Here is an 18,533-nt window from a genome sequence, read left to right on the forward strand (position 1 = left end):
TTTCCGAAAGAGTCAATCGGTCTTGCCGGTCGGCGAGATCACAGATTGAATCATCGGCGGGAACCAACTGGCACGGCGGAAGTTTCTCCTCCCGCCATTCCCACCAATGCAGGAGACATGCCCATGGCTGACGAAAAGAGCACCGGCAAGCGCACGCTCGGCGTCGTTGAAGGTCGCGACACCATTTCGGAGGAAGCGAAGACCGCCGCCGCGGAGGCCGCGGTCAGCGAGCAGATCGAGGCGCTGAAGGCGGAGATCAGCCGGCTGAAGGAATCCGCGGGCCTGATCGCCGAAGGCACGGGCCAGCTTGCGGTCGCCAAGGCGGAATCGCTGCGCGAGGACCTGCGCCAGACCATTCAGGCCAATCCGATCGCCGCCCTCGCCGGCGCTGCCCTCATCGGCTATCTCTGCGGCCTGCGCCACCGGTAGGCGATCTTTCCCGATGCCATGAAAAAGCCCGGCAATGCCGGGCTTTCTTATACGTTCAGAACCAGCGCTGGCGGCGCGGCGGTTCGCTTTCGAGAGACCCGAGCAGATAGCCGAGCACGATGCCGGCCAGCCCCGCGCCCAGCACGAGCGTGGAAAGGGCGGCGGGATGCTCCCGCGCGGTCTGCGCGACGGCCGCGCCCTCGTTGCGCACGTATTTCGTCGCGGAGCGGACGGCGGGACGGGCCGCCTCCATGGCGCTGCCGGCGCGCTCGCGCACGGTTTCATAGGCCTCGGCACTCCGCTCGCCGAGATCCTTCTGAAGCTGGGCGATCTCGTCACGCAGGGCGGAAATCTGGGATTGGACGTCGTTGCTTGCCATTGCGGTCTCCTTGTCAGCAATCCAGACCGAACGAATGGCGCGCGGCTTGGTTCCCAGCCGCAAGGAGAATTGCGCTCAGCCCGCCTGACGCCGCCCGTCGCGGCGGATCTGCGACGGCGTGTCGCCGAAGGCGGCGCGGAAGCGCCGGGTGAAGTGCGACAGGCTCTCGAAGCCGGTTTCCAGCGCGATCTCGATCAGCGGCTTGTTGGTGCGCACCACCATGGTGAAGGCGGCCGCCATGCGGATCTTCATGTAGATCGCGCTCGGCGAGGCGCCCATGTCGCTCTCGAACAGCCGCTCGAGCTGGCGGCGCGAGACATTCGTCATCGTGGCGATGCTGTCGATGGACAGGAGGTCCTCGGTGTGCTGCTCCATCATCATGATGGCGAGATGCACGCGCCGGTCGCGCGCCTCCAGGCCCAGCGGATTGCGCGGCTGGATGTCCGTGGCGTCGCGCCGGTGGCGAATCTGCAGGATCTCCAGCGCATTGCGCTCGGCCGCCTCGCCGACATGATGGCGCACGAGCGTTGCCGCAAGATCCGCGACGCTGCTGCCGCCGGCGCAGGTCGCCACCTTGCCGTCGAAGCGGAATATCTGTTCCGACGTCGCATCGATATCGGGATAGCGGGCGCGGAAATCGCGATGATGCAGCCAGCTCACGCAGGCCGTATGCCCCTTGAGCAGGCCCGCCTCGGCAAGGATGAAGCTGCCCGTACAGAGCCCGATCAGGCCGACGCCGGCATTGACCGCCTTGCGCAGATAGGTCGTCGCATAGCTGTCGATCGGCTCCTCCACGCTGAGGAGGCCGCCGACGACGGCGATGTAGTCGAAACAGGACGGGTCGGCGAAGGGCGCAGTCGGCGCGACCTGGATGCCGCTCGAGGAGGAAATGAAATTGCGCGTGCTGCTGAGCACTTCCCAGTCGCAGTTGACACGGCGGGAGCGGTCCTCGCTGTCGCTGGCAAGCCGCAGCGTATCGACGAACAAGGCAAAGGCAGAGAGCGTGAAGCTCTTCGACAGGATGAAGCCGACGCGCAACGCCTTAGGGGCCGACGCGGCATTCATCTCCTTCGACGTCCGAACCTCAACCGCCATCCAGTCCTCCCAAACCGTTTCGCCGGAGAATATCGTCACCGGCAAGGCCCTCGCAAGAGCCATAGCAGATTTCCCGGCCCCTCTCCATTCCCTGCCTTCGCTTTGTGGAAGGATCAGGGCCGGCGGGCGCCCCGCACGGCCAGCGACACGGCATAGAGCGAGGTAGTCGCGGTGATGAAGAGGCGGTGGCCGCCCCGCCCACCGAAGCAGATGTTGGACACGGTCTCCGGCACGAGGATCCTGCCGAGGCGCTGGCCGTCCGGCGCGATGCAGTGCACGCCGTCACCGGCCGAGGACCAGAGATTGCCGTTCTCGTCCACGCGCATGCCATCCGCGCAGCCGGGCGAGATGGTGTGGAAGACCTCGCCGCCCGAAAGGCTCCAGTTGCCGGCGACATCGAAGGCGCGGATATGGCGCGGATCGTCCGTGTGAATACGCCCGGTATCGGCGACATAGAGGCGCCTTTCACCCGGGCTGAAGGCAAGGCCGTTAGGGCAGTTGAAATCCGTGAGCATCGCCCGGACATGGCCGGAATGCGGATCGACGCGGTAGACGTGGCAGGCAAGCTCCTGCTCGCTGCGCGTGCCCTCGTAATCCGAAACGATGCCGTAATGCGGATCGGTGAACCAGATCGCCCCGTCCGAGGTCACGACCACGTCGTTCGGCGAATTCAGCGGCTTGCCCTCATAGCTGTCGGCGACAACGGTGATCGCGCCGTCGTGCTCGGTGCGGGTCACGCGGCGGGTGCCGTGCTCGCAGGTCACGAGCCGGCCTTCCCGATCACGCGTGTTGCCGTTGGAGAAATTCGACGGCTCGCGGAACGTCGTTATCCCGAGCGCCGGGCTCCAGCGCAGCATGCGATTGTTGGGAATGTCGGAGAACAGCAGGCAATCGTGATCGCCGAACCAGACGGGACCCTCCGTCCAGTCGAACCCTCCGGCGAGCTTCTTCAGCGGGGCATTGCCCAGCACGAAACTCGAAAACACGGCCTCTTCCGCCTCGAAAAACGACATCCATCCCTCCTCTGCCATGAGGAAGCTTTCTAACGGCTATGGCGGCGCCCGCCTAGCCTGCCGTCAGGAAACCGTCCCGCTGCCGCCGTCGAGTGCCCGCTCCATCCACGCTTCGAGCGCGCCGCGGATCGCCTCTTCCGCCGGCCGCTCGCGCGTGAAAGCCCACCAGATATGCGCGCCCTGCCAGACGCTCGCCATCTGCCAGCCGAGACGTTTGCCTTCCTCCACCTCGACTGAAAGGCGGCGGCCAAGAGCGGCCGCGATCCGGTGCCCCCAAACCGCGCCGCGGCTGCGAAGCACGGGATTGCGGACATCTTCCCGCAACAGGAGCAGCCCGTCGGTGGCCGCTTCTTCCGCGCTCGCGGCAGGCATCAGGCGCATGAGGAAGGCGACCGCACCCGCGGGCGTCGGCGGCGTCTCCCTGTCCGCCGCTTCGGTTTCCTCGTCCAGCCGGTCCCAGGCGCGCAATAGCGTCGCCTCAAGCAAGGCTTCGCGGTCGCCGTAGCGCTGCACGAGCGTTGCCGGCGAAAGGCCGCATGCCTTCGCCGCGCGGGCGAAGGTGAGGCCGGCCGGTCCCGTCTCCCGCAAGGTTTCGAGAATCGTGTCGAGCACCGCTTCGTCGGGGATTGTCTTGTGTCTTGCCATGGCTATATATAAATGTTCGTTTATTTATTAATCAAGAGGATTTCCAATGGCCCGTATTCTCGGATACATCGCCGCAAGCCTCGACGGCATGATCGCCACGGCTGACGACAGTCTCGACTGGCTGTTCGAATATGACGGCATGGACCTCGGCGAACACGACTACCGCACCTTCATCAAGCGCATCCGCACGGTGGTGATGGGGCGCGGCACCTACGATTTCATCGCAAGGGACCCCTCCCCCTGGGCCTATGGAGACCAGCGGACCTTCGTCGTCACCTCAACGCCCATCGACAATCCGAAAGGTCCTCTGGAAATCCGCAACGACATCGACACACTGATTGCCGAGCTGCGCGCGCTCGACGATGGCGATGTCTGGATGCTCGGCGGCGGGCAGTTGCAGATGGCCTTTCTGGAACGGGGCGCGCTGGACGAGATCGAGATCTATGTCATCCCGGAAATGCTCGGTGGCGGCCGGCCGCTCTTTCCGCCGACCGGCTTTCGCGCCAGCCCCGAGCTGATCGGCGTACAGGCGCTGGACCGGGGCTGCGTGCGCCTGCACTACCGCTTTTCTCAGCCGGCATAATGCGCGGCGACGGCCACCGCTGCCGCCGCGATATCCGCCGGAAGACCGAGATTGCGGAGGGCGATCCCATAGGCCGCGACGTTGCCGAGCACGGCCTCGAAGCGGGCGCGCTGGCCGGTATGGTTGAGCCGCACGAGATTTTCCGCGCCCGGGCCGACGCCCGGCGACATGTCCGTTTCGAGATGTGCCGCGGCGGCGAGGAAAGCATCCATCCCGACGCCATCGGGCAGCCTTGCCGTCGTGACGAGATGGGAGGCGCGGCCGGCCGGGGCCGAGGGCGCCGCGCCGAGCGCGACAAGCCCGTCGCGCGCCGCCTTCGCCGCCCGGGCATGGCGGGCGAGGACGGCATCGGGGCCTTCCGCCTCGAAACGGTCGAGCGCCACCTCCAGCGCGAAGAACTCCAGCGAGGCCGAGGTGCCGGGCAGCGCACCGCGCCCGGCATCGAGCCAGGCCTTGCGGTCGAGCAGCGATAGCGTCGATTCCCTTGAGGCCCCTTCGGCCATCACCAGCCGCCACGCGGCGGGGCTGACCGAAACCGCCGAGACGCCCGCCGGCCCCGCCAGCGATTTCTGCGGACCGATCACCGCGATGTCGACGCCGAGCGCATCGACGTCGAGCGGATGGCCGCCGACCGAGGCGACGGCATCCACCACCGTCACGATGCCGCGGACGCGGGCGGCCGCGACGATCTCCTCCAGCGGGTTGAGCACGCCATTGGCCGATTCCGCATGGCAGAAGATGACGACCCTCGTATCCGGATGGGCGTCGAAGGCAGCCGTCACGGTTTCCGCATCGATGGGCCGGGCGGGCTCGGCCATAAGCGTCACGACCTCCGCGCCGCCCCGCCGAAGCCAGCCGCCGAACCATGCGCCGAAGGGGCTGGTGACGATATTGATCGCCTTCAGGCCCGGCCGGGCAAGGCTTGCCGTCACCGCCTCCAGCGCCACCACGGCCTCCGTCTGGAAGAGCAGGATATCGTTCCGCGTCTTCAATATCCGGCCGAGCCGGTCGGCGACGAGGCCGAAGCGTTCGGGCGGGAAGACGGGGGCGTCGTTCAGGGCATTCCAGCGGTCAAACGGCATTTCGGTCTTCCTGTCTGATGAGGCGCGGCACGGCGCCGACGAGCGCGCGGGCGGCGGGCGATTGCGGATCGCCGATCACCTCGGCCGCCGGGCCGCTCTCCACGATCCGGCCGGAATCCATGATGGCGATGCGATGGGAAACGGCGGCGAGCACCGCAAGGTCATGCGAGACGAAGAGATAGGCGATGCCGCGCTCCTCCTGCAGGGCGACGAGGAGTTCGAGCACCTTTTCGCGCAGCGAGACGTCGAGGGCCGAGACCGCCTCGTCGAGCACGATCATGGCCGGCCGCGAGGCGATGGCCCGGGCGATGGCGATGCGCTGGCGCTGGCCGCCGGAGACGTCGCGGATCGAACGGGTGGCATAGGCGGCCGGCAGGCCGACGCGGTCGAGCAGCGCCGCCACTTCCTTCTCCCGCCCGGCTTTGGGCACGATATCGTGGATGCGCAGCGGATCCTCGATCACCGAACCCACCGTGGCGCGCGGATTGAAGGCGCCGAGCACGTCCTGGAAGACCATCTGCATCCCGGCCCGCCGCCGGCGCAGTTCGCCGCCGGACAGTGCCAGCCAGTCCTCTCCGCCGAAACGGACCGTGCCGGCATCGGCCGGAACGAGGCGCGTGAGGACGCGCGCCAGCGTCGATTTCCCGCTTCCCGATGCGCCGGCAAGGCCGAGCGTCTCACCGGCCGAAAGGATCAGCGAGACGCCGTCGAGCGCCGTCACGACCCGGCCGCCGGAAGCGTAGCGCTTGTCGAGGTTCTTCACGTCGAGCAAGGTCATCGGCCCGCCTCGCGGATCAGCGGCGGTGTTGCGAGATCGCGGTGGCTGGCGATCAGGGCGGCGGTGTAGGCGGCTTGCGGCCTCGCGAGAACCTTGCCCGTCGCGCCCGTCTCGACCAGCATGCCGTCGCGGAAGATCGCGACGTGGTCGGCGAAGCCGGAGGCGAGCGCGATATCATGGGTGACGAAGACCAGCGTCATGCCGCCCTCGCGCACGAGTTCGTCGAGCAGCGCGACGATCTCCGCCTGCACCACCATGTCGAGCGCGCTGGTCGGCTCGTCGGCGATCAGGAGGCCCGGCCTTGCCGCAAGGGCGGCGGCAATCGCCACGCGCTGGCGCTGGCCGCCGGAGAGCTGGTGCGGGAAGGCGTGCAGGGCCTTGTGGGGATCGGGGATATGCACCCGCTCCAGCATTTCCAGCGCGCGGGCCTCCCCTTGCCTGCGGGAAAGGCCAAGATGCCGGCGCGCGCCTTCGGCGACCTGCTCGCCGACGGTCAGCACCGGGTTGAGGCTGGCGGACGGGTCCTGGAAGACGAAGCCGATATCGCGGCCGGCGCGCGGAGGGCGGTCCGCCGACCAGCGGAGGCTCCCGGCAACGGAGGCCCCATCCGGCAGCAGGCCGGCCAGCGCCCGCGCGAAGGTGCTCTTGCCCGATCCGCTTTCGCCGATGATCGCCAGCCGCTCGCCGCCGGGGATATCGAGATCGATGGCCTTCAGGGCGGGCATGGTCTCGCCGCGATAGGTGACGGCGAGTCGCCGTATCTCGCACAGCACCGTCATGCCGCCCCTCCCCGGCTGGAGAGCGCTTTGCCCAATCCTTCGCTGAGGAGATAGACGCCGACGACCGTCACGACCAGCGCGAGGCCGGGGAAGATGGAGAGGAAGGGCGAGGAGCGCAGGACGTTGCGCCCCTCGGCGATCATCGATCCCCAGGTGACGATGTTCGGATCGCCGAGGCCGAGGAAGGAGAGCGCGGCTTCCGTCAGGATCGCCGCGGCGACTATGATGGCCGCAAGCGCCAGAACGGGCGGCAGGACGTTCGGCAGGATTTCCCGAAAGGCGATCTCCATCGGATGCATGCCGACAACGCGGGCGGAGGCGACATAGTCGCGCTCGCGCACGGACAACACCTGCGCCCGCGTCAGCCGCGCCGGATCGGCCCAGGCGCCGAGCGCGATGGCGAGCACCACGACCGGCACGGACGCGCCGATCACGCTGACGAAGGCGAGCGCCAGGAGGAAACTCGGCACGATCTGGAAGGCATCGACCACACGCATCAGCGCCTCGTCGACGATCCCGCCGGCAAAGCCCGCCGCAAGGCCGACGCAAAGGCCGATGGCAAGGGCGGCACACGCCGCCGCGAGCCCGACGAGGAGCGAGGTGCGCGCGCCATGCACGATCCCCGCCAGCACATCGCGCCCCAGCCTGTCCGTGCCGAGCGGAAAGGCGGGATCGGTGAAGGGCGCGGTCAGCGCGCGGCCGGCGATGCGCAGCGGATCGCCGGGGGCAAGCACCGGCGCGAACAGCGCGACGAGGGCGAGCACAGCGAGAAGGCCGAGCCCGATGGCGCCCTCCGGCGTGCGCAGCAGTTTCCGCAGCAGCCTCATGCGCCGCGCTCCGAGGCCCCGACGCGGGGGTCGAGCGCGGCATAGACGATGTCGATCGCGAGATTGACGAGGATGACCAGCACCGCGCTTACGACGATGATGCCGGTGAGCAGCGCCGTATCGCGCCCGCTCACCGCCTCCTGCGCGAGCCGCCCGAAGCCGGGAATGGCGAAGATGCTCTCGATGACGACGCTGCCGCCGAGCATGGCGGCCGATTGCAGGCCGAGCATGGTGACGAGCGGCAGAAGGGCATTGCGCGCTACATGCCGGAGCACGATCTGCGCCCGCGACAGGCCCTTCGATTGCGCGAAGAGCACGAAATCCAGCCCCCACACCTCCGCCATCCCCGCCCGCATGACGCGCAGGAAGAGCGCCATGTAGACCAGCGTCAGCGTCGCGACCGGCAGGGCCAGATGGGCGGCGATGTCGGCGACGCGGGAAAGGCCCGTGCGGCCGGAGGCGATGGTCTCGATGCCGGATGTCGGCAGCCAGCGCAACTGCACGGCGAAGACGATGCTGAGGACGAGGCCGAGCCAGAAGCTGGGGATGGCGTAGAGGACGAGCGAGAGAGTCGAAAGCACCCGGTCGCGGCCGCTGCCTGGCCTCGCGCCGGCCACGATGCCGAGCGCCGAGCCGATGGCGAAAGAGAGTGCCGTGGCGCTGCCCATCAGAAGCAGCGTGTTGGGCAGGCGCTCGAGGATGAGGTCGCGCACCGGCCGGTCGAAGGCGACGGACCAGCCGAGATCGAGCCTTGCGAGCGAGGAGAGGTAGAGCCAGAGCCGCGCCGCCACGGACTGGTCGAGGCCGTAGGAGGCCCGCAGCGACTGGGCGATGGCCGCATCCCCGCCGCCGATGGAGAGGAGATAGGCATCGACGGCATCGCCCGCCGCCGTCTCCAGCAGCAGGAATGTCAGGACGACGACGATCAGCAGCACGGGAATGCTGCCGATCGCGCGGCGTCTCAGCAATCGAAGGGCTCGGTTCACGCTGCGACAGACCTTGCGCTGTTCTCGGCCGACCCTATCACGACTGGAGCGCGGTATCTGCCCAGTTGGAAACCGCCCAGCGCGGATTGCTGGCGACGTTCAGCACCGTATCGCGCGCGACCGTGATGAAGCCCCATTCGGCGACGTTGATCAGCGGCAGGTCGGAGACGACCAGCTTCTGGAACTGCCGGTAGAGTTCAGTGCGCGCAGCAGTGTCGATGGTCTCCGCCGCCTTGGCGATGACGGCGTCGAGCTCCGCATTGGCATAGCCGCCCTGGTTGGAGAAGCCGACGCCGGCGGGAATGCCGGATTGCACGAGGATGGTCGTGGAGATCGCCGGATCGCCGCGGAAGACCGGCGGGGCGACGGCGAGGTCGAAATCGTGGTCGGTATACACCGCCTGCTGGTGCGCGGCGGCATCGGCATTGACCAACGCCGCGTCGATACCGATTTCGGCGAGCGCCTGGCGCAGGTAATCGCCGAACTGGCGCGTCTCGTTGAAATAGGGCGCGGGGCGCAGCTTCAGCGAAAAGCGCTTGCCGTCCGCGCCTTTGGCATAGCCGGCCTCGTCGAGCAGCGCGTTGGCCCTGGCGACATCGAAATCGTAGGCCGGCACGTCGGCATCGTAGAATTCCGGCGCGTTCTTCGGCACGGGGCCGGTGGAGGCGGCGGCATAGCCGAGGAAGATCGTGTCGACCACGAATTTCTTGTCGATGGCATGGGCGATGGCCTGACGCACCTTGAGGTCGGCCAGCTCCTTGCGGCGGTGGTTGATCTCCACGACGAGCTGGTAGGTCAGCGCCTCGTAGCCCTTGGTGATGACCTCGATGCCCGGCACCTTGGAAATGCGGTCGAGATCGGTGAGCGGCACGGCGGAGAAGGCGGCGAGCTGGATCTCCTCGGCCTCCAGCGCCGCGCCCGCACCGGCGCGGTCCGGCAGCACGCGGAAGATGATCTCGTCGAGCTTCGGCTGGCCCTTGTCCCAATAGGCCTCGTTGCGGGTCAGGCGGTAATATTCGCCGGGCTTGTATTCGGCAAAGCGGAACGGGCCGGTGCCGACGAGCTGGATATTCGCCGGGTTGGCGGCGATGTCCGTGCCCTCGTAGAGGTGCTTCGGGATGACGCTGCTGACGACGGGCAGCGCGTTGCGGATAAGCTGGAGCGGCGTGGGCCTGGAGAAGCGGAAGATCGCGGTCGCCGCGTCCGGCGTCTCGACGGCCTCCAGATTGGCGAAGACGATACGGCCGAGATTCTGCAAGGGTTTCCAGACCTCGAGCGCCGAGAAGGCGACGTCGGCGGAGGTGAAGGGCTTGCCGTCGTGCCAGGTCACGCCCTCGCGCAGGCGGAACGTCACCGAAAGCCCGTCTTCCGAACCCTCCCAGGCGGTGGCAAGGCGCGGCGCGAGCCCATCCTTGCCGTCGAAGGACGCTTCTGCCAGCGGCTCCACCACCTTGCTCGCGACGAAGAACACGCCGTTGGAGGCGACGATGGCGGGGTTGAGGTTCTTCGGCTCGGAATCGGCCGCCACGATCAGCCGGCCGCCGGACGGCGCATCCTGAGCGAAGGCAAGGGTCGGCAGGGCCGTGGAGGCCAGCAGCGCCGCCGCGGCTTGCAAGAAGGTACGCCGGGTTGGGGTCACGGTCAGCATCTCTCTCTCCTGCTTCGACATGTCGTTCGCGATAGTGGTGGCGAATCGCCCTCGATGACAGAGAGGAAATTCTCTCGACCCGCCTTGCAAGAACAAATTGTTGCGGGTCGGCCTTCGAGGCTTCCCGCCTCTCCATTGCAGCCTTGCCGCGGGCAGAGTATGCCGCGCTTTACGAGTGCAATACGGTTGGTGTGCCGAGCCGCCGGGCTCGCGCGAAACGCCCTCGGCAGCCGTATCGTCATTCCCGCCACCTGAACGAGGACAAGACCATGAACGAACAGACCGCCGCCCGACTCAAGGCCCTGCGCCAGCGCATGGCGGAGACCGGTACCGGCCTCGTCGCCGTCGCGCCCGGCTCCCACATGGACTGGGTTCTGGGCTTCCATCCGCATCCCGACGAGCGCCCCTGCCTGCTGCTCATCGGCCCGGAGAAGGAGGCCTTCCTGATGCCGGCGCTGAATGCCGAGGGCACCCGCGAATTCACCGATATCGCCTTCCATAACTGGGCGGATGAGGAAGGCCCGGATTCGGCCCTGCGTGCGGCGTTGTCGGCCATCGGCGCTGAAGCGCCGGGCCTCGTCGCGCTGGACGAGACGATGCGGGCGGACTTCGCCCTGCTGCTCCTCGACGCGCTGCCCGCCGACACGCGCCGCGACTTCACGCCGGCAACGCTCGGCGGCCTTCGCATGCGCAAGGACGGCAGCGAATATGCCAGGCTGAAGATGAATGCCGGCATCGCCGACCGCGCCATGGAAGCGGCCTTCGCGGCGATCAGGCCGGGCATGACCGAGAAGGAGCTTGCCGCCGAAATCCGCGCGCACTTTTCCTCGGAAGGCGCTTCACCGCAATTCTGGATCGTCGGCGCAGGCGGCAACGGCGCCTTCCCGCACCATTCGGCCAGCGACCGGGTCATCCGGGAGGGCGATGCGGTGGTGATCGACATCGGCGGGCGCAAGCAGGGCTTCCCCTCCGACATCACCCGCATGGCCGTCGTCGGCATGCCGCCGGAAGGCTATGGCGAGATCCACACCATCGTCGAGAAGGCCGTGCAGGCCGCGCTGAAGGCCGCCCGCCCGGGCGTCGTGGCGCGCGAGGTGGATGCCGCGGCCCGCAAGGTCATTGCCGATGCGGGCTATGGCGAGTATTTCGTGCACCGCACGGGCCACGGCATGGGCATCGACGGGCATGAACCGCCCTACATCACCGCGACCTCCGAAACGGTGCTGGAGGAAGGCATGGTCTTCTCCATCGAGCCCGGCATCTACCTGCCCGGCCGTTTCGGCATCCGCCTGGAGGACATCGTGATCCTGCGCGAGAACGGGCCGGAAGTCCTTTCCTCCCTCCCGCGCACGGTTCACATCGCGCGAATCTGACATCATCGGGGGCGGCCTGCCTCGCAGCGCCGCCCCGGACGAAAACCTTCTCAATTGAGCGCGAGTCCAGCGTCGGCGACGGCGCGGGTGAAAAGCCGACTATCTCCGACGGGAGCAAGGGCGGACCGCTCCTTCAGCAGTTCGAGGAAGTCGTGGCCCGCCGCCCACCGGCCGAAACCGCTCGCGACATTGATATGGCCGGCCGCGCCGATATCGATCAGGTCACTGCCCCAGGCTCGCGCGGTCCGGCGCAGCCGGTCGAGCGGCATGTAGGGATCGTTGAGGCTGCCGACCACGAGCGTCGGGAACGGCAGGCGGCGGAGCGGCATCGCACCGAAGCGGACGATACAGGGATGCAGCGTCTCGGTGGCGTCGAGGTCGCAGGGCGCGACAAGCAGCGCGCCGCGGATGCGCGCGGCGAGCGGGCTTTCCGCGAAATGCGCCGCCAGCACGCAGCCGAGGCTGTGACCGACGAGCCAGACGTCCCGGCCGATCATCTCGACCTGCCGGGCCAGTTCCCCCAGCCAGCGCCCGCGATCCGGGCAGGCCCAGTCATATTGCTCGACGACGCGGCTCTCCGGATTGTCGCGCGCCCAATGGCGCTGCCAGTGCCCCTCCGGCGAGCCGTTGAGGCCGGGAAGAATGAGCGTATCGACGGGATGATCGAGCGACGGCATGGCAGGCCTCCTTTGCGGGACGCGATCTGCCGGAATGATGCGCGTGACTGTCGCCGGGCGTAAGGAAGGCGCTGCTCCAGTCTGCAAAATCCATAAAAATTCTTTGCAATTCACGTCGGGCTCGGACGGTTGCCGGCCTAAGCGCTCCTGCCGCGCGCGGCGACCCGCTCGAAATGCCCCCGGCCGAGATGGCCCGCACCGTCGCGAATATCGGCGGCGATCGCGGCCTTCAGCGCGGCGGCGTCGCGGTTGACGATGGCGGCGAGCGCCTCGGCATGCCGGTCGACCTGATAGGTTTCCGACAGGGTCTCGCCGGCCCGGCGCATGAAGGGGCCGAGACGTAGCCAGAGGGATTCGATGAGCGGCAGCATGACGGTGCCCGGCCGCGCCTCGTAGAGACAGCGGTGAAAGTCGAAATTGGCCTCCACCAGCCGCCCGAAATCGGCGGCGGCCAGCGCCTCGTCGGCAAGCCGGTCCAAAGCCCGCAGGCGCGAAAGCCGCGCCTCGTCGACGAAGGGCATGGCCCGCTCGGCGGCCCGCGTTTCCAGCGCGAGGCGGGCTTCCAGCACCTCCTCGAAGCTCTGGCGGTCGAGATCGGGAACACGGACGCGGCGGTTGTCGAGCAGTTCCAGCGCCCCGTCCGCCACGAGACGGTGGAGCGCTTCGCGCACCGGCATGGCGCTGACGCCGAGCGTCTCGGCAAGGCCGTTGATCGTCACGGGATCTCCGGGCTCGAACTGGCCCGTCATGATGCCGCGCCGCAGGACGCGGTAGACCCATTGCTTGGCGGATTCGGACGCCTCCCGGCCGCGTGCAACCAGCATGCTGAAACCCTCCCTCCGCACGACGCCGCTCTCCCGGCGGTCATCGTCTCAGGGCTGAATTTCCGGGCTTTTGCACGCAGGGCGGATAAATCTGCAAAGCCCAAAATCGCCCTTTACAGATTTGATCAAATTATGATTTGTTGTGATCATAAGCAAGTCAAGCCTATCACATAAGAGCCGTGATCAGCGGTCGGACAGAAACAGCCGGCGGTTTGGGCAGAGGAAGCTCGGGCGCCGGTCGAAAAACGGGGAACCGATGACTGAGACCCGAACGACCGCCGCCCATGGCGGTGCCATCGGCATGCATGGCATCAAGAAGTGGTTCGGCAGCTTCCAGGCAGTCAATGACGTGACGCTGGATATCCGCCCGAACGAGTTCTTTACCCTTCTGGGGCCTTCGGGCTGCGGCAAGACCACGCTCCTTCGGATGATCGCCGGCTTCGAGCTGCCCACCGAGGGGCAGGTCCTGCTCGACGGCACGGACATTTCCCGGCTCCTGCCGAACCAGCGCCCGGTCAACACCGTCTTCCAGAACTACGCCCTCTTCCCGCACCTGACCGTCGCCGAAAACATCGGCTTCGGCCTGAAGATGCTCGGCAAGCCGAAGGCGGAGATCGACGGCGTCGTCGCCGACATGCTGAAGCTCGTGCATCTCGAAGGGCGCGGCGACAATCCGGTGACGCAGCTTTCCGGCGGCCAGCAGCAGCGCGTGGCCCTCGCCCGGGCCCTTGCGCCGAGGCCCAAGGTGCTGCTCCTCGACGAGCCGCTTTCGGCCCTCGACCTCAAGCTGCGCAAGTCCATGCAGATGGAACTGAAGCGCCTGCAGCTCGAAACGGGCATCACCTTCGTCTTCGTGACGCACGACCAAGAGGAAGCCCTCACCATGTCCGACCGCATCGCCGTCATGTCGACGGGCACGGTGCGGCAGGTCGGCTCGCCCTGGGAGATCTACGACCGCCCGGCCGAGCGCTTCGTGGCTGATTTCATCGGCGAGACGAATTTCCTCGAGACCGACGTCGTCTCCGTCGCCGACAGCAAGGCGCGCGTGCGCCTCTCCTCCGGCGCGGAAATCTCCGCCACCTTCCCGGCCACCCTGACGCCGGCGGGCAAGGTCACCATCGTCGTCCGCCCGGAACACGCACAGGCCGGCGCCCCCTCGCCCGCCGCGCTGCTGCGCGGTATCGTCCACGAGATCGTCTATCTCGGCACGGATACGCATCTTCACGTCCACCTCGACGACGGCAAGAGCTTCATGGTGCGCCAGCAGAATGCCCGCAGCGGCCATTGCGGTTTCTCCAAGGGCGACCCGATCGGCATCGGCTTCAGCGACGACGTCGCCCAAATCCTGAGGGATTGACGATGAACGACGCCCAAGAAGCCGCCGTCGCGGCCAGGAAAAAGGACATCCGCTCCCGCTGGCTGCTCAGCGCGCCGGCCCTCATCATCATCTTCGTCGCGGCCGTCGGGCCGCTCTTGGTCATGCTGCTCTATTCCTTCATGGCCAAGGGCGACTATGGCGACGTCCGGTTCGGCGAATTCTCGCTGGACGGCTGGACCTCGGTCTTCTTCGAGCGCGACATCTTCGACGACACGCTCGGGCTTGCCGATGCGCATCTCTCCATCATCTGGCGCTCGCTGCAACTCTCCTTCTTCACGACCATCCTGACGCTGGTCCTCGGCTTCCCGACGGCCTATTTCATCGCGACGCGGCCGCCGCATACCCGCGAAATCTGGGTCTTCCTCGTCACCATTCCGTTCTGGACGAACCTCCTGATCCGCACCTTCGCGATGCAGCAGGTCATCCGCAACGAGGGGCTCCTGAACAACGCCCTCATCTGGCTCGGCATCATCAAGCAGCCATTGCAGATCATGTACACGGATACGGCCAACCTCCTCGGCATGACCTACGTCTACCTGCCGCTGATGGTGCTGCCGCTCTATGCGTCGATCGAGAAGCTGGATTTCCGGCTGGTGGAAGCCGGATACGATCTCTATGCCACGCGCTTCCAGGTGCTCCGCCGGATCGTCATTCCGCTGGTCAAGCCCGGCCTCATCGCCGGCTCGATCCTCGTCTTCATCCCCTCGCTGGGCGCCTATGTCATTCCGCGCGTGCTGGGTGGAGGCAAGAACATGATGCTGGGCAACCTGATCGAGATGCAGTTCGGCTCGGGCCGCAACTGGCCGCTCGGCGCGGCGATGTCCATCACGCTGATGGCTCTCGTCATGGTCGCGCTCATCGTCTATGTCCGCAACGCCTCGCGCGGAGGAGCCGGTCATGCTTAGATCGCGTTTCGACGTCCGTGCCCAGCCCGGCTTCGGGCTCATCACCCTCTTCACCTTCTTCGCGCTCTACCTGCCGATCGCCGCGCTGGTCATCTACTCCTTCAACGGGGCGGAGTCGCTTTCCCGCTGGGACGGGTTTTCGACGCGCTGGTTCGTGGCGGCATGGCGGAACGCCGCCGTGCAGGACGCCGCCGTCCGCTCGATGGTCATCGCCGTATGGGCCGCGCTCCTTGCGACGGTCGCCGCGACCATGGCCGCGCTCGCGACGACGCGAACGCAGCCCTATCGCGGCCTCACTTTCAAATATGCGCTCATCAACCAGCCGCTCATGGTGCCGGAGATCGTCACGGCGGTCGCGCTGCTGATCGTCTTCTCGCGCATCAAGGTCTGGACCGGCTATTCCGGCCTCGGCTACCTGATTGCCGCTCACACCGCCTTCTGCATTCCCTTCGCCTACCTGCCGATCCGCGCCCGCCTCGAAAGCATGGACCTGACGCTGGAGCGGGCGGCGGCCGATCTCTACGCGACGCCGTGGAAGACCTTCCGCTATGTCACCCTGCCGCTGCTGCGGCCGGCGATCATCGCGGGCTTCATGCTGGCCTTCGTCATCTCGCTCGACGACGTCGTCATCACCGAATTCGTAAAGTCCGGTGGCCAGGACACGTTGCCGACCTACATGCTGGGGCAGCTCCGGCGCGAGACCTCGCCCGAGATCAACGCGATTGCCACGGTCTTCCTTGCGCTCTCCACGGCGCTGGTCGTGGTCTTCTTCTTCATCAACAGAAAAAAGCAATAAGCATCGGACAAACCACAGAGAGGAACGGAAATGAAAACGAAATGGATGACGACGACGGCGATGGCGGCGGTCGGCCTGCTTGCCCTTGCGAACGCCGCCTCGGCTGCCGGCGAGCTCAACATCTACAACTGGGGTGATTACACCAACCCGGAACTCGTCAAGAAGTTCGAAGCCAAGTACGACGTGAAGGTCACGGTCACCGACTACGATTCCAACGACACGGCACTCGCCAAGGTCCGCGCCGGCGGCCATGGCTTCGACCTCGTCGTGCCCTCGGCCAACTACGTGCAGATCTGGGTGAAGGAAGGCCTCCTGCAGGAAGCCCGTCCAGACCAGATGGAGAACTTCAAGAATGTCGACGAGCGCTGGGTCGACGTTCCGTGGGATCCGGGCCGCCATTACACCGTTCCGTGGCAGTGGGGCCTGACGGGCATCGGCGTCAACACCTCCGTCTACAAGGGCGACATCAACACCTCGGCGATCTTCCTCGATCCGCCGCCGGAACTGGTCGGCAAGCTCAATGTCGCGCCGGAAATGAACGACGTGCTCTTCGCCACGATCAAGTATTTCGGCGGCGACTGGTGCACCATGGACAAGGAGGTCCTGCGCAAGGTCCGCGACAAGCTGGTCGAGGCGAAGGCCAAGTGGCTCGCCATGGACTACAGCGTGACGGAGAAGCTGCCGGCCGGCGACTATGCCGGGGTCTATTACTGGAACGGCGCCATCATGCGCTCGCGCCTGAAGAACCCGGACATCAAGTTCGGCTATCCGAAGGAAGGCTTTCCCTATTTCATGGACAGTGTCGCGCTGCTAAAGGACGCGAAGAACACCGAAAATGCCAAGCTCTTCATGAACTTCATCATGGAGCCGGAGAACGCGGCGCTGATCTCGGCCTTCGCCAAATATGCCAACGGCATCAAGGGCTCGGAAAAGTTCCTGCCGGCGGAAATGCAGTCGGCGCCCGAACTGGTCGTGCCGCCTGAATTCGAGAAGGCCGGCGAATTCCTCGCGACCTGCGAGCCGGAGACGCAGCAGCTTTACACGAAGATCTGGACCGAACTGCAGAAGTAAGCGGCAAGGCCGCGCAATATACGAGGACAGCCCCGGGCGGGAAGGCTTCGGCCTTCCCGCGCTTCGGCTGAATTTTTCATGATCAGGACCTTCAAGGACAGGCACGGCTTTGCCCGCGCCGATGTGACCCTCGCCAACTGGCGCACCGCCCCCTACAGCCGCTGGACCTTCCAGAACGTGCGCGACTTCGTGCCGACCGCGGTGATCGCCGCGGAGAACGCGGCGGCCGAAGTGCCGCTTGCCAGCGGCTTCTTCCTCGACATGGCGATGGAGACCGGCCTTGCCGGGGCCTCGACTGCGCGCGCCTTCCTCGAATTCGCGCAGACGGACGCCTTCGTCATGATGCGCCGGGGCGAGATCGTCGCGGAATATTACGCGCCGCATGCCGATCCCAATGCGCCGCATCTCGTCTTCTCCATTTCCAAGTCGCTGACCGCCGTCCTCTCGGGCATCCTGGAAGCGCAGGGCCTCATCGATCCCGACCGACCGGTGACGGACTACCTGCCGGAGGCCAAGGGCAGCGTCTACGGCGACTGCACCTATCGCGACGTGCTCGACATGCGCGTCAGCCTCGATTTCGAGGAGGCCTATCTCGATCCCTATGGCGCCTTTGCGCGCTACCGCCGCGCCATGCTGTGGAACCCGCCGATGAAGGACGCCGAGCCGGAGACGCTCGCCTCCTTCCTCCTGACGCTGCAGAAGGCCGAGCGGCCGCATGGCGGCCCCTTCTACTATGCCTCCCCGAACGCCGACCTGCTCGGCGTCGTCATCGAGCGCGCGACGGGCGCCCGCTTCTGCGATCTTACGTCCGATCTGCTGTGGAAGCCGATGGGCGCCAGGGGCAATGCCGATATCACGGTGGATGCCATCGGCACGCCGCGCACGGCCGGCGGCGTCTCCATGACGGCGCGCGACCTCGCGCGCCTCGGCGAGCTCCTGCGCAATCACGGTGTCCGCAACGGCCGGCAGGTCGTTCCGGAGGGCTGGATCCGCGACATGCAGGAAAACGGCGACCGGGAGGCCTGGCAGCAGGGCCGCAATGTCGACCTGCCCAACGGACGCTACCGCAGCCAGTGGTACCAGTCCGGCGAAGCGGATGGGGCCTTCTGCGCCATCGGCATCCACGGCCAGTGGCTCTATGTCGATCCGAGCACGGAAACCGTCATCGTCAAGCTCTCCTCCCAGCCCGAACCGCTCGGCGACGAGGAGAACCAGGACATCTTCACTTTCTTCCGCGCGCTCTGCCGCCGGGCTGTCTGAGGAAC

At 66.7% G+C, this 18,533-nt stretch carries 20 protein-coding genes; 8 read left to right on the plus strand and 12 right to left on the minus strand.

Annotated elements, in window-relative coordinates; translation table 11 throughout:
• Positions 1-123 precede the first annotated feature (123 nt).
• On the plus strand, positions 124-429 hold the full coding sequence (locus DSD28_RS07665) for a hypothetical protein (protein WP_119255786.1): 306 nt from the start codon (positions 124-126) through the stop codon (positions 427-429).
• 55 nt (positions 430-484) lie between these two features.
• Here DSD28_RS07665 and DSD28_RS07670 read toward each other — a convergent pair whose 3' ends face one another.
• From DSD28_RS07670 to DSD28_RS07685, 4 genes are all read right to left on the minus strand, one after another.
• Positions 485-808, minus strand: coding sequence for a hypothetical protein (locus tag DSD28_RS07670; RefSeq protein WP_119255787.1), 324 nt, complete (start codon positions 806-808; stop codon positions 485-487).
• Between the two features lie 75 nt (positions 809-883).
• A complete protein-coding gene (locus DSD28_RS07675; RefSeq protein WP_119255946.1) occupies positions 884-1,903 on the minus strand; it encodes a GlxA family transcriptional regulator in 1,020 nt (339 codons plus the stop codon).
• A gap of 113 nt (positions 1,904-2,016) precedes the next feature.
• Positions 2,017-2,916 carry an SMP-30/gluconolactonase/LRE family protein gene (locus tag DSD28_RS07680; RefSeq protein WP_119255788.1) on the minus strand — a complete coding sequence of 300 codons (900 nt, stop codon included), beginning with the start codon at positions 2,914-2,916 and terminating at the stop codon, positions 2,017-2,019.
• Between the two features lie 63 nt (positions 2,917-2,979).
• Positions 2,980-3,561 (minus strand): TetR/AcrR family transcriptional regulator, encoded by a 582-nt coding sequence (locus tag DSD28_RS07685; protein WP_119255789.1) that lies wholly within the window; start codon positions 3,559-3,561, stop codon positions 2,980-2,982.
• A gap of 46 nt (positions 3,562-3,607) precedes the next feature.
• Between DSD28_RS07685 and DSD28_RS07690 the strand changes: the two genes are divergently transcribed.
• The gene (locus DSD28_RS07690; RefSeq protein ID WP_119255790.1) at positions 3,608-4,144 is read left to right on the plus strand and encodes a dihydrofolate reductase family protein; all 537 of its coding nucleotides are present in this window, start codon (positions 3,608-3,610) and stop codon (positions 4,142-4,144) included.
• Here the strand turns inward: DSD28_RS07690 and DSD28_RS07695 are convergent.
• From DSD28_RS07695 to DSD28_RS07720, 6 genes are read right to left on the minus strand one after another with little or no spacing between them, the layout of a single operon-like run.
• A complete protein-coding gene (locus tag DSD28_RS07695; RefSeq protein ID WP_119255791.1) occupies positions 4,132-5,226 on the minus strand; it encodes a pyridoxal-phosphate-dependent aminotransferase family protein in 1,095 nt (364 codons plus the stop codon). The genes DSD28_RS07690 and DSD28_RS07695 overlap by 13 nt on opposite strands.
• Positions 5,216-6,004, minus strand: coding sequence for an ABC transporter ATP-binding protein (locus DSD28_RS07700; protein WP_119255792.1), 789 nt, complete (start codon positions 6,002-6,004; stop codon positions 5,216-5,218). The genes DSD28_RS07695 and DSD28_RS07700 overlap by 11 nt, the downstream gene beginning before the upstream one ends.
• On the minus strand, positions 6,001-6,783 hold the full coding sequence (locus tag DSD28_RS07705; RefSeq protein ID WP_119255793.1) for an ABC transporter ATP-binding protein: 783 nt from the start codon (positions 6,781-6,783) through the stop codon (positions 6,001-6,003). Before DSD28_RS07705 ends, DSD28_RS07700 begins: the two co-directional genes overlap by 4 nt.
• The gene (locus tag DSD28_RS07710) at positions 6,780-7,610 is read right to left on the minus strand and encodes an ABC transporter permease (protein WP_119255794.1); all 831 of its coding nucleotides are present in this window, start codon (positions 7,608-7,610) and stop codon (positions 6,780-6,782) included. The genes DSD28_RS07705 and DSD28_RS07710 overlap by 4 nt, the downstream gene beginning before the upstream one ends.
• Complete coding sequence (locus DSD28_RS07715) at positions 7,607-8,596, minus strand: ABC transporter permease (RefSeq protein ID WP_119255795.1); 990 nt, start codon at positions 8,594-8,596, stop codon at positions 7,607-7,609. The genes DSD28_RS07710 and DSD28_RS07715 overlap by 4 nt, the downstream gene beginning before the upstream one ends.
• A gap of 37 nt (positions 8,597-8,633) precedes the next feature.
• Positions 8,634-10,244, minus strand: a complete 1,611-nt coding sequence (locus DSD28_RS07720) for an ABC transporter substrate-binding protein (RefSeq protein ID WP_119255796.1) — start codon at positions 10,242-10,244, stop codon at positions 8,634-8,636.
• 269 nt (positions 10,245-10,513) lie between these two features.
• Between DSD28_RS07720 and DSD28_RS07725 the strand changes: the two genes are divergently transcribed.
• Positions 10,514-11,617 (plus strand): M24 family metallopeptidase, encoded by a 1,104-nt coding sequence (locus tag DSD28_RS07725; RefSeq protein ID WP_119255797.1) that lies wholly within the window; start codon positions 10,514-10,516, stop codon positions 11,615-11,617.
• 50 nt (positions 11,618-11,667) lie between these two features.
• Here DSD28_RS07725 and DSD28_RS07730 read toward each other — a convergent pair whose 3' ends face one another.
• Positions 11,668-12,294 (minus strand): RBBP9/YdeN family alpha/beta hydrolase, encoded by a 627-nt coding sequence (locus DSD28_RS07730; protein WP_119255798.1) that lies wholly within the window; start codon positions 12,292-12,294, stop codon positions 11,668-11,670.
• 137 nt (positions 12,295-12,431) lie between these two features.
• A complete protein-coding gene (locus DSD28_RS07735) occupies positions 12,432-13,118 on the minus strand; it encodes a GntR family transcriptional regulator (protein WP_119255799.1) in 687 nt (228 codons plus the stop codon).
• Positions 13,119-13,374: 256 nt separating this feature from the next.
• Here DSD28_RS07735 and DSD28_RS07740 point away from each other — a divergent pair, with 256 nt between their 5' ends.
• From DSD28_RS07740 to DSD28_RS07760, 5 genes are all read left to right on the plus strand, one after another.
• Positions 13,375-14,475 carry an ABC transporter ATP-binding protein gene (locus DSD28_RS07740; protein WP_119255800.1) on the plus strand — a complete coding sequence of 367 codons (1,101 nt, stop codon included), beginning with the start codon at positions 13,375-13,377 and terminating at the stop codon, positions 14,473-14,475.
• A 2-nt stretch (positions 14,476-14,477) separates the two neighbouring features.
• The gene (locus tag DSD28_RS07745) at positions 14,478-15,401 is read left to right on the plus strand and encodes an ABC transporter permease (RefSeq protein ID WP_119255801.1); all 924 of its coding nucleotides are present in this window, start codon (positions 14,478-14,480) and stop codon (positions 15,399-15,401) included.
• Positions 15,394-16,197 carry an ABC transporter permease gene (locus DSD28_RS07750; protein WP_119255802.1) on the plus strand — a complete coding sequence of 268 codons (804 nt, stop codon included), beginning with the start codon at positions 15,394-15,396 and terminating at the stop codon, positions 16,195-16,197. Before DSD28_RS07745 ends, DSD28_RS07750 begins: the two co-directional genes overlap by 8 nt.
• A gap of 30 nt (positions 16,198-16,227) precedes the next feature.
• Positions 16,228-17,268: an extracellular solute-binding protein gene (locus DSD28_RS07755; RefSeq protein ID WP_119255803.1), complete on the plus strand. Its 1,041-nt coding sequence runs from the start codon at positions 16,228-16,230 to the stop codon at positions 17,266-17,268.
• Between the two features lie 78 nt (positions 17,269-17,346).
• Complete coding sequence (locus DSD28_RS07760) at positions 17,347-18,528, plus strand: serine hydrolase domain-containing protein (RefSeq protein ID WP_119255804.1); 1,182 nt, start codon at positions 17,347-17,349, stop codon at positions 18,526-18,528.
• The last annotated feature ends 5 nt before the right edge of the window (positions 18,529-18,533 follow it).

The organism is Shinella zoogloeoides (assembly GCF_003574625.1).
Lineage (GTDB): Bacteria > Pseudomonadota > Alphaproteobacteria > Rhizobiales > Rhizobiaceae > Shinella > Shinella zoogloeoides_A.

Coding starts and splice junctions, on each gene's coding strand:
- DSD28_RS07665 (WP_119255786.1), top strand. CDS start 124: ATGGCTGACGAAAAGAGCACCGGCAAGCGCACGCTCGGCGTCGTTGAA.
- DSD28_RS07670 (WP_119255787.1), bottom strand. CDS start 808: ATGGCAAGCAACGACGTCCAATCCCAGATTTCCGCCCTGCGTGACGAG.
- DSD28_RS07675 (WP_119255946.1), bottom strand. CDS start 1,903: ATGGCGGTTGAGGTTCGGACGTCGAAGGAGATGAATGCCGCGTCGGCC.
- DSD28_RS07680 (WP_119255788.1), bottom strand. CDS start 2,916: ATGTCGTTTTTCGAGGCGGAAGAGGCCGTGTTTTCGAGTTTCGTGCTG.
- DSD28_RS07685 (WP_119255789.1), bottom strand. CDS start 3,561: ATGGCAAGACACAAGACAATCCCCGACGAAGCGGTGCTCGACACGATT.
- DSD28_RS07690 (WP_119255790.1), top strand. CDS start 3,608: ATGGCCCGTATTCTCGGATACATCGCCGCAAGCCTCGACGGCATGATC.
- DSD28_RS07695 (WP_119255791.1), bottom strand. CDS start 5,226: ATGCCGTTTGACCGCTGGAATGCCCTGAACGACGCCCCCGTCTTCCCG.
- DSD28_RS07700 (WP_119255792.1), bottom strand. CDS start 6,004: ATGACCTTGCTCGACGTGAAGAACCTCGACAAGCGCTACGCTTCCGGC.
- DSD28_RS07705 (WP_119255793.1), bottom strand. CDS start 6,783: ATGACGGTGCTGTGCGAGATACGGCGACTCGCCGTCACCTATCGCGGC.
- DSD28_RS07710 (WP_119255794.1), bottom strand. CDS start 7,610: ATGAGGCTGCTGCGGAAACTGCTGCGCACGCCGGAGGGCGCCATCGGG.
- DSD28_RS07720 (WP_119255796.1), bottom strand. CDS start 10,244: ATGCTGACCGTGACCCCAACCCGGCGTACCTTCTTGCAAGCCGCGGCG.
- DSD28_RS07725 (WP_119255797.1), top strand. CDS start 10,514: ATGAACGAACAGACCGCCGCCCGACTCAAGGCCCTGCGCCAGCGCATG.
- DSD28_RS07730 (WP_119255798.1), bottom strand. CDS start 12,294: ATGCCGTCGCTCGATCATCCCGTCGATACGCTCATTCTTCCCGGCCTC.
- DSD28_RS07735 (WP_119255799.1), bottom strand. CDS start 13,118: ATGCTGGTTGCACGCGGCCGGGAGGCGTCCGAATCCGCCAAGCAATGG.
- DSD28_RS07740 (WP_119255800.1), top strand. CDS start 13,375: ATGACTGAGACCCGAACGACCGCCGCCCATGGCGGTGCCATCGGCATG.
- DSD28_RS07745 (WP_119255801.1), top strand. CDS start 14,478: ATGAACGACGCCCAAGAAGCCGCCGTCGCGGCCAGGAAAAAGGACATC.
- DSD28_RS07750 (WP_119255802.1), top strand. CDS start 15,394: ATGCTTAGATCGCGTTTCGACGTCCGTGCCCAGCCCGGCTTCGGGCTC.
- DSD28_RS07755 (WP_119255803.1), top strand. CDS start 16,228: ATGAAAACGAAATGGATGACGACGACGGCGATGGCGGCGGTCGGCCTG.
- DSD28_RS07760 (WP_119255804.1), top strand. CDS start 17,347: ATGATCAGGACCTTCAAGGACAGGCACGGCTTTGCCCGCGCCGATGTG.